14 protein-coding genes and 1 pseudogene are annotated in these 13,899 nt (G+C 57.5%); 11 read left to right on the top strand and 4 right to left on the bottom strand.

Annotated features, from left to right (window positions below):
• Positions 1–17 precede the first annotated feature (17 nt).
• Positions 18–1,181: a multidrug effflux MFS transporter gene (locus tag ACTG2O_RS00220; RefSeq protein ID WP_005340537.1), complete on the bottom strand. Its 1,164-nt coding sequence runs from the start codon at positions 1,179–1,181 to the stop codon at positions 18–20.
• A gap of 238 nt (positions 1,182–1,419) precedes the next feature.
• Between ACTG2O_RS00220 and rdgB the strand changes: the two genes are divergently transcribed.
• Together rdgB and hemW are read left to right on the top strand one after the other, a co-directional pair.
• On the top strand, positions 1,420–2,016 hold the full coding sequence (gene rdgB / locus ACTG2O_RS00215; protein WP_005340539.1) for an RdgB/HAM1 family non-canonical purine NTP pyrophosphatase: 597 nt from the start codon (positions 1,420–1,422) through the stop codon (positions 2,014–2,016).
• A gap of 90 nt (positions 2,017–2,106) precedes the next feature.
• Entirely contained in the window at positions 2,107–3,252 is a 1,146-nt protein-coding gene (gene hemW / locus ACTG2O_RS00210; RefSeq protein ID WP_019444978.1) for a radical SAM family heme chaperone HemW, read from the top strand.
• A gap of 117 nt (positions 3,253–3,369) precedes the next feature.
• On the opposite strand, the gene ACTG2O_RS00205 is transcribed toward hemW, so the two are convergent.
• Positions 3,370–3,609 carry an alternative ribosome-rescue factor A gene (locus ACTG2O_RS00205; RefSeq protein WP_019444977.1) on the bottom strand — a complete coding sequence of 80 codons (240 nt, stop codon included), beginning with the start codon at positions 3,607–3,609 and terminating at the stop codon, positions 3,370–3,372.
• 214 nt (positions 3,610–3,823) lie between these two features.
• Entirely contained in the window at positions 3,824–4,279 is a 456-nt protein-coding gene (gene zntR, locus ACTG2O_RS00200; RefSeq protein ID WP_005341244.1) for a Zn(2+)-responsive transcriptional regulator, read from the bottom strand.
• 415 nt (positions 4,280–4,694) lie between these two features.
• Here zntR and purH point away from each other — a divergent pair, with 415 nt between their 5' ends.
• The 4 genes from purH to ACTG2O_RS00180 all read left to right on the top strand — a co-directional run bounded on the left by purH (position 4,695) and on the right by ACTG2O_RS00180 (position 8,865).
• A complete protein-coding gene (gene purH, locus ACTG2O_RS00195; RefSeq protein ID WP_439975198.1) occupies positions 4,695–6,287 on the top strand; it encodes a bifunctional phosphoribosylaminoimidazolecarboxamide formyltransferase/IMP cyclohydrolase in 1,593 nt (530 codons plus the stop codon).
• Positions 6,288–6,388: 101 nt separating this feature from the next.
• Positions 6,389–7,675 carry a phosphoribosylamine--glycine ligase gene (gene purD / locus ACTG2O_RS00190; RefSeq protein ID WP_005341242.1) on the top strand — a complete coding sequence of 429 codons (1,287 nt, stop codon included), beginning with the start codon at positions 6,389–6,391 and terminating at the stop codon, positions 7,673–7,675.
• 277 nt (positions 7,676–7,952) lie between these two features.
• Positions 7,953–8,327: a cytochrome b562 gene (locus ACTG2O_RS00185; RefSeq protein ID WP_439975197.1), complete on the top strand. Its 375-nt coding sequence runs from the start codon at positions 7,953–7,955 to the stop codon at positions 8,325–8,327.
• Entirely contained in the window at positions 8,308–8,865 is a 558-nt protein-coding gene (locus ACTG2O_RS00180; RefSeq protein WP_439975196.1) for a cytochrome b/b6 domain-containing protein, read from the top strand. The genes ACTG2O_RS00185 and ACTG2O_RS00180 overlap by 20 nt, the downstream gene beginning before the upstream one ends.
• A gap of 172 nt (positions 8,866–9,037) precedes the next feature.
• Here the strand turns inward: ACTG2O_RS00180 and ACTG2O_RS00175 are convergent.
• A protein-coding gene (locus ACTG2O_RS00175) for an IS3 family transposase (protein WP_439975195.1) occupies positions 9,038–10,257 on the bottom strand; the annotation gives its coding sequence in 2 pieces (ribosomal slippage) (positions 9,038–9,909 and positions 9,909–10,257; 1,221 coding nt in all).
• A 561-nt stretch (positions 10,258–10,818) separates the two neighbouring features.
• On the opposite strand from ACTG2O_RS00175, the gene ACTG2O_RS00170 reads away from it, so the two are divergent.
• From ACTG2O_RS00170 to ACTG2O_RS00150, 5 genes and pseudogenes are all read left to right on the top strand, one after another.
• Positions 10,819–12,267: a tyrosine-type recombinase/integrase gene (locus ACTG2O_RS00170; protein WP_317114604.1), complete on the top strand. Its 1,449-nt coding sequence runs from the start codon at positions 10,819–10,821 to the stop codon at positions 12,265–12,267.
• Between the two features lie 142 nt (positions 12,268–12,409).
• On the top strand, positions 12,410–12,778 hold the full coding sequence (locus ACTG2O_RS00165; RefSeq protein WP_439975194.1) for a hypothetical protein: 369 nt from the start codon (positions 12,410–12,412) through the stop codon (positions 12,776–12,778).
• Positions 12,779–12,823: 45 nt separating this feature from the next.
• Positions 12,824–13,270 carry a DUF6387 family protein gene (locus tag ACTG2O_RS00160; RefSeq protein WP_439975193.1) on the top strand — a complete coding sequence of 149 codons (447 nt, stop codon included), beginning with the start codon at positions 12,824–12,826 and terminating at the stop codon, positions 13,268–13,270.
• A gap of 98 nt (positions 13,271–13,368) precedes the next feature.
• A complete protein-coding gene (locus ACTG2O_RS00155; RefSeq protein ID WP_075116276.1) occupies positions 13,369–13,599 on the top strand; it encodes a helix-turn-helix domain-containing protein in 231 nt (76 codons plus the stop codon).
• A 16-nt stretch (positions 13,600–13,615) separates the two neighbouring features.
• Positions 13,616–13,828 (top strand): annotated as a pseudogene (locus tag ACTG2O_RS00150) (ogr/Delta-like zinc finger family protein); the annotation flags it as partial.
• Positions 13,829–13,899: the final 71 nt, after the last annotated feature.

Below are 13,899 nucleotides of genomic sequence, written 5' to 3'. Positions count from 1 at the left end.
CCATCAGAGCACAAGATTTATTGCAAACACAAGCGGCGACCGCGGCGGGTCATCAGCATCACCAAGGGCGGCAGCAGCAGCCACATATGCAGTGCCAGCTGGCTGAGCGGGTCGTGCATCAGGGCGCCGGTCAGACCAACCAGGGCGCCGGAGCCGCTCATCTGGAACAGGCCGAGCAGGGCGGCGGCGGTACCGGCGCAGTGGCCGAACGGTGCCAGCGCCATCCCGGCGGCTGAGCCCAGAATCATGGCAAAGCCGATGCTGGAGAGGAACACCGGCCCCATCATCGCCAGCGGATGTTCGATGTGCATCGCGAGGGTCAGGGTGATGGCCGAGAGCATCAGTACCAGCAGGCCGATACGCAGGGTGCGTCTTGGCCCTACCTTGGCAATAAAGCGCGGGGCCATGAAACAGGCCAGAATGTTAAGCGCAGCGTTGGCGGTAAACCAGTAGCTAAAGCCGCTCATATCCAGCCCCAGTTTCACCATCAGCTGCACCGGTGCGGCGGTGACATAAGCGAGGATCACCGCCATCGCCAGCATGCACAGCGCCGCGTTGAACAGGAAGCTGGGGGAGCGCAGTACCGGGCTGTAGCGAGACCAGCTGATGAGGGCGCCTTCGCTACGGGTCTCCTCCGGGCGGGTCTCCGGCATCCGCCACATCAGCCAGCTGCCGACGATGAGCGCATAACCGGCCATAAACCAGAAGTTGGCAGACCAGCCCGCCTTGGCGGTGAGCCAGCCACCGAGCAGGGGGGCCAGCGCAGGAATAAAGCAGATGGCGCCATTGAGGTAGGAGATCATCTGGCCGCTCTTTTTCGGGCCGTAGCTGTCACGTACCACCGAGAAGGCGGCGACCGAAGTAGCGCAGGCGCCGAAGCCCTGCAGCACCCGGGCCAGCATCAATTCACCGAGGCTGGCGGCAAAACCGGCCCCCAGCGCGCTCAGGCCATAGAGCAGCACGCCGCCCAGCGCGATGGGCTTGCGACCGTAGCGATCGGCCAGCGGGCCAACAAGCAGTTGCCCCAGCCCCATGCTGAACAGGAACCAGGTGATGGTGCCCTGCATCAGAGTTACTTCGGCGCCCAGCTGCTCGGCCATCTGCGGAATGGCGGGAAGGTAGATGTCGATAGCCAGCGGACTGAACAGCACCAGTAGTACGAGTAAAAGTATCAATGGCATCTGTCACCTCTTTAGTCAGCCAGGTTAATGAATTGGGGCGCGAGTCTACTGACTCACAGTAATGAATAGAAATGGTATTTAATCACTTTGGTTATTCCATTATGGAAACATGTATTAAAAAGCTGGTTATTCGATGGCGGCAAATCCCCCGTAACCCCATCACAGCGGGTGTAATTGACGCTTTTACTAAACGCTTGCGCCGCATAGAATGCGCAGATTATTTTTGCGGAGGTGCTCGATGAACAAGCTTGTCCTGGCAACAGGTAACCAGAAAAAGGTGAAGGAATTGGCCGCCATGCTGGCCGATATGAAGATCCAGGTGATCCCACAGAGCGAGTTTGCGGTCTCCGATGCCGATGAGACCGGCACCACCTTCGTCGAGAATGCCATCATCAAGGCCCGCCACGCCGCCCGCATTACCGGTCTGCCCGCCGTGGCCGATGATTCCGGTCTGGAAGTCGATCTGCTGCAAGGGCGCCCCGGCGTCTACTCCGCCCGCTTTGCCGGTGTGGGTGCCGGCGACAAGGCCAACATCGAGAAGCTGCTCGGCGAGCTGCAAGGTGCCCCCGAGTACCTGAAGAGCGCCCGCTTCTGGTGTGTGCTGGTCTATATGCGCCACGCCGATGATCCCACCCCCATCATCTGTCAGGCGAGCTGGGAAGGGATGATCATCGACGAGCCGCGCGGTCAGCATGGTTTCGGCTATGACCCGGTCTTCTTCGTGCCGGATCACGACTGCACCGCCGCCCAGATGCCCGCCGAGCTGAAAAACCAGCTGAGCCATCGCGGTCAGGCGCTGGCCAAGCTCAAAGCGGCGCTGGCTGCGGCGCACTGAGCCAATTCGCCACCTTGTCGGTTACACACGGTCAATTACACATAGTCATCTACAATGGGGGCCTTGAGCCCCCGTTTTATTGGAAGCCCCATGCTGCAACTGCCGCCGCTCTCTCTCTATATTCATGTGCCCTGGTGCGTCCAGAAGTGCCCTTACTGTGACTTCAACTCCCATGCCCAGAAGGGGGAGTTGCCTCACCTCGAATATGTCGCCGCCCTGCTGGAGGATCTGGATCAGGATCTGAAGTGGGCACAGGGGCGGCCGCTCTCCTCGATCTTTATCGGTGGCGGCACCCCCAGCCTGTTGACGGTGGAGGCGATGCAAGCCTTGCTGGACGGGGTGCGGGCCCGTATTCCGCTCGCCGCAGATTGCGAGATCACCATGGAGGCCAACCCGGGCACGGTGGAGGCGGACAAGTTTGCCGGTTTCCAGCGCGCCGGCATCAACCGCATCTCCATCGGTGTGCAGAGCTTCCAGCAGGAGAAGCTGAGCCGCCTCGGCCGCATTCACGGCCCGGAAGAGGCGCGCAAGGCGGCGGCACTGGCCCACGCCATCAAGTTGCCTACCTTCAATCTGGATCTGATGCACGGTCTGCCGGATCAGAGTCTGGATGATGCCCTTTATGACCTGCAGCAGGCTATCGACTGCGCCCCGCCGCACCTGTCCTGGTATCAGCTCACCATAGAGCCGAACACGGCGTTTGCCTCCAAGCCGCCCACACTGCCGGAAGATGACACCCTGTGGGACATCTATGAGCAGGGCCACGCCATGCTCACCGCCAGCGGTTATCGCCAGTACGAGATCTCGGCTTATGCCAAAGAGGGCTACCAGTGCCATCACAACCTCAACTACTGGCGCTTTGGCGACTATCTGGGGATCGGCTGTGGCGCCCATGGCAAGGTGACTGATCTCGCGAACCAACAGATCCTGCGCACCGCCAAGGTGAAGCATCCGAAAGGGTATCTGGACAAGAGTCGCCCCTATCTGGACGAGCAGTGGCAGGTGACGGCAGACGATCTGCCGCTCGAATACTTTATGAACCGCTTCCGCCTGTTTGAACCGGCCCCCAAGGCGGAGTTCGAGGCCTATACCGGCCTGCCGCTGGAACGGGTGGAGACGGTGCTCGCCATCGCCCAAAGCAAGGAGCTGATCGAGGATCTGGGGGATAGCTGGCAGCTCACTTCTCTCGGCCATCGCTATCTCAACGTGCTGCTCGAACTCTTTATGGATGAGTGAGTAGCCTGTTGAGGTGCAACTTTGAGGTGGTGAGTTGGCGTTGCCAAATCGCTTCTTCTGTCAAAACAATCAGGGCGCCAATGGCGCCCTGATTGTTTATGGTCGGTAGAAACCCGCTCAGCAGCAGACGCGGATCATCTGCTGTTGGCCAGGCTCCCACCGCTTGCCAAATTTGGCCTTGCGCTGGTAACTCCCCTTGCCCTTCTTGTTGCGCTCGACCCGGCTGCGAAACAGCGGATCGGAGAGCAGGGCGTGCAGATGGTTATCCTTTATTTCGCCGCGCTGATGGGCATAGCAGCCCCCTTGCGCATTTTCCTCACGGGGGAGGGCGGGTTGGTCGACCCGAATTTTGGCCATGATGGCACCTCTTCTTTTCTCTTGGTGTGTTGATGCTTGTGTCTGGATGGTGGTTTTCGCTGCGGGTGCCTGTGCAGGCTAGCGCCCGGCAACCGGATGCACTTGCACCGGTTAAAAACGCGGCGATTTTGTCACCAAATCGCCGCCGGAGCAATGCGTCGGGCACGCCGAGTCAGTCACACTGAGCTAGGCACGCTCAGTCAGGCATACCATGTCAGCCGTGAACCGGGTCATGCTGGTCGTGGCTGTGGTGCTCGTGATGGGCAGGGGCGCCAGATTCCAGCGTCTCGAGGATGGCGCAGTGCTCCGCCGAGCGCGGCCCGCCGCAGCAGATATTGGAGAGCTCGCGCAGATTGTCGCGAAAGCGGGTCAGTTCGATGATCTTCTGCTCCACCTGGGCCAGCTTGGTGTCGGCTACCGCTTTCACCTCCTGACAGGTGACTTTGGCCTTGTTGGTATCGAGGTCGAGCAGCTCGCCGATATCGGCCAGCGAGAAGCCCACCGACTTGGCGCGGATGATGAATTCCAGCCGCCGCTTGTCCTGTTCGCTGTAGAGGCGGTAGCCGGATTCGTTGCGGATCCCCGGTGAGATAAGCCCGTTCTTCTCGTAAAAACGCAGGGTATCTGCCTTGACCCCGCACGCCTTGGCCAGTTCACCGATCCGATACATGCTCTCTCTCCCCTTGAATGTATGCCGCCACAAAAACCGGAATCCACTATCACCCCTTTGCCCATGGATTGCCAGCCAAGGGCATAAAAGGGGCAGATAAACATCTCCTGGCGACCCTTTTTCCCATAAAACACTGAAAGTGCAAACGTTTCGAGAAAATCAAGCGGAAAACGTTTAACGCCGCGCCAAATAAGGCTTTGCTGTTTCAAAAAATCCACCACAGGTCACATTTTTTGTGTAGAATACGCGCCCATAACAGAGCGCCGCACCAAGCGGGCATTTCCTAAAACGCTTTTGCCGGATGTCGGGGCGAGAGTGGTTTGCGAAATCCCCCACTTCCATTTATTTGGGGACTCTCTGTGTTGAGCCTCGCCTCCCATGGAACGGTCCCCGTTATGTTGAGGACGATAGTGTGATGGAACAAGCTCGACCCATTCGCCGTGCACTGCTGAGTGTGTCTGACAAAACTGGCATTCTGGAATTTGCCAAGGCACTCAACGAGCGTGGTGTTGCCCTGCTCTCCACGGGCGGTACCGCCAAGCTGCTTGGCGAGGCGGGTCTGCCGGTGACCGAGGTCTCCGACTACACGGGTTTCCCTGAAATGATGGATGGCCGGGTCAAGACCCTGCATCCCAAGGTTCATGGCGGCATCCTCGGCCGTCGGGATCAGGATGACGCCATCATGGCTCAGCACGCTATCTCCCCCATCGACATGGTCGTCGTCAACCTTTACCCCTTCGCCGCCACCGTGGCCAAAGCGGGCTGCACCCTGGCCGATGCGGTCGAGAACATCGACATCGGCGGCCCAACCATGGTGCGTTCTGCCGCCAAAAACCACAAAGATGTTGCTATCGTCGTCAAAGCTGCTGACTATGATCGGGTTATTCGCGAGATGGATGCCAACGGCAACAGCCTGAAACTGGCGACCCGTTTCGATCTGGCCATCGCAGCCTTCGAGCACACCGCCGCCTACGACGGCATGATCGCCAACTACTTCGGCACCATGGTTCCTTCCTACGGTGACAACAAGGAGGGTGACGAGGAGTCCCGTTTCCCGCGCACCTTCAACAGCCAGTTCATCAAGAAGCAGGACATGCGTTACGGCGAAAACAGCCATCAGGCAGCCGCCTTCTACGCCGAAGAGCATGCCGCTCCGGGTTCTGTCTCCAGCGCTACCCAGTTGCAGGGCAAGGCGCTCTCCTACAACAACATCGCCGATACCGATGCGGCGCTGGAGTGTGTTAAGGAGTTCGACGAGCCGGCCTGCGTCATCGTCAAGCATGCCAACCCCTGCGGTGTGGCTATTGGTAGCGACCTGCTGAGTGCCTACGATCGTGCCTACCAGACCGACCCCACCTCCGCCTTTGGCGGCATCATCGCCTTCAACCGCGAGCTGGATGGTGCCACTGCCGCAGCCATCGTGGCCCGCCAGTTTGTTGAGGTGATCATCGCCCCGACCGTCAGCCAGGAGGCCCGCGATGCAGTCGCCGCCAAGCAGAACGTGCGTCTGCTCGAATGCGGTCAGTGGACGGCTCCGGCGCAAGGCTTTGACCTCAAGCGCGTCAACGGCGGCCTGCTGGTACAGGAGCGGGATCTCGGCATGGTGACGCTGGCTGATCTGACCGTGGTCAGCAAGCGCCAGCCGACCGAAGCCGAACTGCAAGATCTGCTGTTCTGCTGGAAAGTGGCCAAGTTCGTCAAATCCAACGCCATTGTCTACGCCAAAGATGGCCAGACCATCGGCGTCGGCGCAGGCCAGATGAGCCGTGTTTATTCGGCCAAAATCGCCGGTATCAAGGCGGCGGATGAAGGACTGACCGTGGCGGGCTCCGTGATGGCCTCCGATGCCTTCTTCCCGTTCCGCGACGGTATCGATGCTGCCGCGCAGGCCGGTATCTCCTGCGTGATCCAGCCGGGTGGCTCGATGCGCGATCAGGAGGTGATCGATGCCGCCGACGAACACGGTATGTGCATGGTGTTCACCAACATGCGCCATTTCCGTCATTGATGGGTCAGGGGCTGCCGATGGCGGCCCTTTTGTTGTCTCTTTTCAACTGACTGACGGCCCGGGTGGCCGTCCGGTGACCATAAATAGAAGCGAGCGATACGATGAAAGTACTGATCATTGGCAACGGTGGCCGCGAACACGCCCTGGCCTGGAAGGCCAAACACTCCCCACTGGTACGTCACGTTTTTGTGGCGCCGGGCAATGCGGGCACCCAGCTTGAGCCGGGTGTCGAGAACGTTGCCATCGAGGCGACCGATATCGAAGGGCTGCTGGCCTTTGCCAAAGAGAAGCAGGTCGGCCTCACCATCGTCGGGCCGGAAGCGCCGCTGGTGAAAGGGGTGGTGGATGCCTTCCGCGCCGCCGGTCAGCCGATCTTTGGCCCGACTGCTGCCGCTGCCCAGCTGGAAGGATCCAAGGCTTTCACCAAGGATTTCCTGGCCCGTCACGCCATTCCGACCGCCGAGTACCAGAACTTCACCGAAGTGGAGCCAGCACTCGCTTATCTGCGCGAGAAGGGCGCCCCCATCGTCATCAAGGCCGATGGTCTGGCGGCGGGCAAGGGGGTGATTGTCGCCATGACCTTGCAGGAAGCGGAAGACGCGGTGCGCGACATGCTCTCCGGCAATGCCTTTGGCGAAGCGGGCTCCCGGGTGGTGATCGAGGAGTTTCTGGAGGGTGAAGAGGCGAGCTTTATCGTCATGGTCGATGGTGAGCACGTGCTGCCGATGGCCACTAGTCAGGATCACAAGCGGGTTGGCGACGGTGATACCGGCCTCAACACCGGTGGTATGGGGGCTTACTCCCCGGCGCCGGTGGTGACCGCCGAGGTACATCGACGCGTGATGGAGCAGGTGATCATGCCGACCGTGCGTGGTATGGCGGCCGAAGGCAATGTCTACACCGGTTTCCTCTACGCCGGTCTGATGATCGACGGTGCAGGCAACCCCAAGGTGATCGAGTTCAACTGCCGCTTTGGCGATCCCGAGACCCAGCCCATCATGCTGCGGATGCAGTCCGATCTGGTAGAGCTCTGTCTGGCGGCTTGCGCAGGCAAGCTGGATCAGAAAGAGGCCATCTATGATCCCCGCGCCGCTATCGGCGTGGTGTTGGCGGCGGGTGGCTATCCCGGCGATTACAGCACCAACCACCCCATCAGCGGCTTGCCGGTGGATGAAGTGGCGGGTGAGAAGGTGTTCCATGCCGGTACCCGCCTGGAGGGCGATACCAGCCTGACCGCTGGCGGTCGTGTACTGTGCGCCACGGCGCTGGGCCATACGGTTGCAGAAGCCCAGCAGCGTGCCTATCAGCTCGCTGGCCGCATCAAGTGGGATGGCGTCTTCTACCGCAAGGATATCGGCTGGCGCGCCATTGCTCGCGAACAGGAGTAACTGACGCCAGCAAATGGCCAGCTGATTCAGACCCCGCTAAGGCGGGGTTTTTTGTCCCTGTTTACCGCTTTCAACCATCCTCATGCTGCGCGTCACCGGCGTTCAGTCAGTTACCAAGCGCAAACAAGCGCGGCATATCTGTCACTATTTGCCACAAAAAACAGCATTTTTCACAAACGTTTCACCATGAGTCATGGCATCATGCTGGTGATGAATTCTTGTTTGGATTCATAAGTACCCCTAACAATTCGAGCATGTCGTTATATAAGGAAATCCCATGTTGAAAACCGTCCGCCCCCTGCTGCTGGCCCTGATGTTTGGCCTGATGACTCTGCCTGCCGTGGCGGGTGATCTGGAACAGCCGATGAAGAAGATTGGCTTCAACTACAAGCAGGCCGTCAAGGCTGATGATGCAGCCACCATGGAGAAGCACATCAACGAGATGAAGGCCCAGCTGGATGTGGCCAAGCAGAAGAACATGCCGGCCGCCAAGAAAGAGAAATTCCTTGAAGGGATGAACGAGGTACAGACCGAGCTGGACGCCAGCCTGGCCGCACTCAAGGCGGGTGATGAGGCCAAGGCGCGCGAACATCTGGCCAAGGTCAACGACCTGAAGAAGGAGTACCACAAATATGCCAAGCAAAAAGGGTGAGCCCTTTCACTGGGATCCGCTGGTTCGCCTGACCCACTGGGGCTTGGCGGCAGTCTGCATCGGCAACCTCTGGGTTAACGAAGCGGGCGAGGAGTGGCACGAGTGGCTGGGTTACGGCGCCATTGGGCTGGTCTCCTTGCGTCTGCTCTGGGGGCTTACTTTTGCCCGTGGCTACGCTCGCCTTGGTGCCCTCATCCCCAGTGGTGAGGATTTTCGCCAGCAAGCGCGCGAGATGCGTGAGCGGCAGCCTCCGGCACCGGGTCATCACGGTAGCGGCAAGCTGGCCGTGTGGGCGCTCTGGCTGGTTGTGCTGGCCACTGCTGGCAGCGGCTGGTTTCAAAATACCGAGACGGGATTTGAACTGGGGGCTGACGAGTGGCATGAGTGGTGCGTGGTGGCGCTACAGGGGCTGATAGGTCTGCACCTGCTGGCGATTGTCTTCACCTCCTGGCGTCAGCGCAGCAATCTGGTTACCCGGATGCTGCCTGCCATCGGGCGTCGCTCATCCATCCAGAGCGGCAGCAACGAGCAAACCTGAGGCTCAGCATTAGGCTCCTTGTCTCTGAGTGAGGCGCCTGATCCGGACCCTGCCCAGACCCGCCCATGGCGGGTCTTTTCTATGGCCTCATCGAGCTTATCACTGGACATTGCCCGATACGTATGTCTAGTCCTGAAATAGGTTTACACATTTTCGGCTAGCTTTGCTCCACTCAGAACCCCCTATGTACCGCATCGGGGGTTCTGTATTTCAACGCATGATGCGGCCGCTCCGCGTTGTAAATATCCACTGCTTCACGCACCATTTCCCGCGCTTGCGTCAAATCCTGCGGGCTTTGCAACAATAACTCTCCTTTCAAAATCCCGTTCACCCGCTCCGCCAACGCATTCTGGTAGCAGTCATACCCATCCGTCATCGAGCATTTCACCCCGTACCGTTCATGTAATGACTGATACAGCCCAGAGCAATACTGCACGCCGCGGTCAGAGTGATGGATGAGTTCACCGCCGCCACGTCGTTGCTTCAGTGCTTTCTTGAACGCCATCGCCACCGATTCGGCGTGCATCCCTTCGTGCACGTGATGGCCCACTATCTTGCGTGAGTAGGCATCCGTCACCAGGCTCAGGTACAGCGGCCCGCTTCTGGCTGGCAGATAGGTGATATCAGCGACCCAGACCTGCTCCGGGGCCACCGGTGTGACCTGCTCTGGCCCCGCCTTGAGCAAGTTGGGATGACGGTAGAAACGGTGAAAACTGTGGGTGGTCTTGTGATACGCCCGCCTGGGCTGCACCAGCAGGCGGTGCTCGGCCAATATCTGAAACAGCCTGTCCCGCCCGACCTTGAGCCCGCCATCATCCTGACCCTGCAGCAGATAATGCAGCTTGCGAGTGCCCACCCGCGGTTGTCGCAGTCGAACCTGACGCACAAAACGCACCACTTGCAATCCCTGTGCATGGCGCTCGTCGGCGACCCGATTGCGCTTGTAGTAAGCCTGCCGGCTTATCCCCAGAAACAGGCAAGCCCTGACAATGGTCAGCCTCTCGACTTGCCGCTGCGAGAGGACTTGCCGGGTCGCTTTTTTACGATGGAGACGCCGTAGTCATTCTTCAGTACATCGACGACGGCCTCAAAGAACTGGGCCTTCTGACTCATCAACGCCAGCTGTTGCTCAAGTTCCTTGATGCGCTGTTCGGGCGTCTGATTGTCGTGGTCAGGCATGGTGATGCTCCTGCCGGCACGCACAGAAGCCCCCTGGCTCCAATCTTGCCGACCATGTTTACGCAACCATACCAGAACGGTGGAGCGGCCCTGAATGCCATAACGCACCTGAGCCTGTTTGTAGGTGAGCTCGCCTTTTTCAATCTGCTCGACCAGCGCCAGTTTAAAAGTCAGCGAGTAATCGCGCTGTGTCCGTTTCACACCTTGTCCCATCGGGCTCTCCATTTATTGGGGGGAAAGGTGTAAACCATATTCAGGACGGGACAGTAGATGCAAAAAGGCCGCTCATCATGAGCGGCCTTTTTCAATTTGGTGGCCCCTGGGGGACTTGAACCCACGACCAATCGATTATGAGCGTGGGGAAAATGCATTTTACTGTATTTACGTACAGTATATGATGTTATATAAATCAATATCTTAGAGCGCGCTGCTCATTTTATGACCTTCCCTGATCTTCCCCTATATTCTCCCTCTGTCATATCCTATAGGTATCCTTTTTCGACCAATCGATTTTTAGGATACCTGGATCGATTGGTCGGCCAAGAGCAGGCTAGCCAGGGAAAGGAGCCGCAAACGCCACTCCCCCCTTGGGCCAAAAAAGGTCGCATAGGGTTTAAATATTGAGGTTACAGAGGTTACAAGGTTACATCTCTCTACAGGCCACGGTTTTACTGGGTTTGTTTGTAACCTCACCATAAATAGTCAGAGGTTACAGAGGTTACAAGACCTGTCTTGCCTGCCCTTCCTCTGGCTAGCCTGGTTGGTGGGAGGAAGATGAAAGCGTTCAAATTCACCAAGGCCACGATCGATGCACTGCCCCGCGCACCAGAGGGGAAGCAGGTCGAGTACTGTGATGCCATGGTGCAAGGGCTGAGGCTTCGGGTCGGGGCCACTGGAACCAAGTCGTTTAGCGTGGCCAAGAGGAAAGAAGGGCGCTTTATCAGGGCGACCTTGGGGCGCTATCCGGCATTGACCATCGACATGGCCCGCGCCAAGGCGCTGGAGATCTTGGGAGACGTGGCCATCACTGGCCAGAACCCCAACGTGATCCGCCGCGAACAGGATAAGCTGAAAGTCACCCTGGGCGAGGCGATAGATGCCTACCTTGCCAGCCGTGGCGACCGGATCAGAGCAGAGACGGCCAAGCACTACCGCGCCGATCTCAACAACTACTCCGGCGACTGGATGACGATCCCCTTGGTCAAACTCACGCGGGAAAAGATCGAGGTTCGCCACAAGGCCATCACCGAAGGGTTACCCAGTGCCTGGCACGGCGCATCGCCAGAGTTTCGCAAGGCGGGCACCGGCAAGGGCAGCAAGGCGCAGGCTGACCGCTGGGCGCGCACACTGCGGGCCGTGTGGCGCTTTGCCCGTGATCACTATCGGGATGCCAATGATCGGGTCATGCTGCCCGAGCCACCGACCGAAGTCCTGAGTAGCAAGCGGCTTTGGCACAACACCCCCAGACGCAACGACCGGATCCGCACCCACGAACTCAGGCGCTGGCTGGATGCTGTGGAGCAGGTCAGGCAGCACGCCATCGACTGGCGGGACGATACGACCGCCACCGTCTGCGATGCCATCGACATGGCGTTGTTTACGGGGTTACGCCGCGCTGAAGTATTCCAGCTCACCTGGGATCGGGTCAGCATGAGCGGCGGCTACTTCTGGATTGACCAGACCAAGAATGGTGATCCGCTGGAGCTGCCGATCACCGATACCCTGCTCACCATTTTCCGCCGCCGTTGGCACTGGAACCTGAAACAGAGCCGGTTTGTGTTCCCTGGTCGCAATCCGGATCGCCCTATCCACGAGCCGCGCCGTGTCATAGCCAAGATCTGCGCGGCCACTGTACCGAACCCGAACCCTGATGGCCTGCCGCCGCTCGAGTTCAAATGCCACGATGCCCGCCGAACCTTCGGCACTGTGGCCGAATTGGCCGAGGTCGGTCAGTACACCATCAAGCGCCTGATGAATCACCGCACACTACGCAGTGCAGATGTCACCCAGGGTTACATCCACTTCACCGCAGACGAACTGCGTAAACCGGCAACCAGGATTGAACGGGATATTTTGGAATACGCAGGCCGCCTGGACAGTAAAAATAATGCCAATAGTAATTTATTAACCATTTTCGCCACACTGCCAGAAACAGAACAACGCCGGTTATTACTAAGTCTGCATGGCGTGGCCGACAACGAGAGAGGAAAAGACCTTGTTTAAAGCTAGCTATATGGAGAGTGAAGAGTTTAAGCATTCCATAAAAAATGGAGATATGCAGGTTAAACTATTTTCTTTTTTCAAGAGTGATAAATTTAAAAACGTAGTAAAGTTGACCTAAAAAGAATTGATTGAACAATTACATTTGAGAGCGAATATTTATGACCTTCTAATAAAAAATGATCCCGCAGCAGGATATTATATAGAGCCTTGGGTGAGGATGTGCAAATCTGACTCTCTGATGATTATCAGACCAGACGATATAGAAATTGATGTGTATGAGTTTATGAAGGGGAAAATGGAGCCTCACGAGGTTTCAGAGTTAATAAAGCAGACTGGCATATCAGAGTTCACCACACTACGGGAACTCCGTACCAAAACAAAGCAGTTCCAGGCATTTATTAATGATATTGTCTTGGATGAGCCTAGGGTGCTGTCACATCTGAATAGCGTGACCCCTCTTTCAGTTGGCAAGGTCTACGAGATGGCCAACATAGCTAAGGAGCTGGAGTGAAGCCCTGTCGATTCATTCAGCGCACATTATAAAACCAAGGCATGCGTGGATGCTTTTGCATCTGAACCTAATTATTCTCCTGGTGATAATATTGTTGTGTCGCTCAACTTGAGTCACTACACGAACAGGGAGATCCTGGAGGATATGGGCAGATTGCTTGATAAGTGGCGCCAGGAAAGCGCTATCGATTATTGCCAAGATGGAGTCAAGGCTAGCAATAATGCGTTGCGGAAGGCTATAACCAATAAGTACCTCATGTTATTGGATACCATGATTGCTAATCAGCTCTATCCTGGTCTCATTAATGATGAGGTAACGTTGGATTTAGTATATCCGAATTTGAATATTGAGCCTGAATCGCTAAGAAAAACACATAGGAAAAACGCCCTGGCATTTGCTGATCACCAGTGTCTCAAAACGTGGGAAAGAACGCTTACTCATGCAGGTGTATGGAATATGCCGGTAGAGCAGGCAATAACAGAACCGTTCTAAATTCTCAAGTAAAAAAAACAGAGCTTCGTTTCTCCCTACTAATATCATGGCCCCCCAGAGAAAATTAGCACCATCAAAGCAATACTGGGGGTGCCAAGATGAAATCAGTAATAAACCAGAACACTCCGCAACGCCTTACTCGCCGTGAGGCTGCCGCCTACCTTGGGTTGTCCGAGAAGACCCTTGGGGTCTGGGCCAGTAATGGCCGGTATGAGATCCCTTACTACAAGCTCGGCAACCGTACCCTCTACGAACGCGCCGATCTCGATGCGTTCCTCGCCTCCCGCAAGATGCTGCATTCCAGCAAACCCGCGAACTCCGTCCAATAACCAGGAGGTATGCACTATGCGCGTAATGTGCACCGAGTGCGGCCAATTAGGCCGTATCACCAAAACCAATCGCATGACGGTAGGGATCGCCAATCTCTATTGCCAATGCACTGATGCCAGTTGCGGTCACTCTTGGGTGTCCACACTGGCCTATAGCCACACCCTGAGCCCTTCAGCCAAGCGAGCCAGCGCCATGGCCATCGCACTGGCGCGAGGGCTGTCGCCGGAGGCGCACGCCCCGCTGTGTCAAAGCATGAACGAACGCCAAAAACAGCTGGATGAGCAGGCCGCTAAAGAGCA

Origin of the sequence: Aeromonas sp. 61P (assembly GCF_051919545.1) — a bacterium.
GTDB lineage: Bacteria > Pseudomonadota > Gammaproteobacteria > Enterobacterales > Aeromonadaceae > Aeromonas > Aeromonas veronii.
This window is presented reverse-complemented; position numbering and strand designations above follow the sequence as displayed.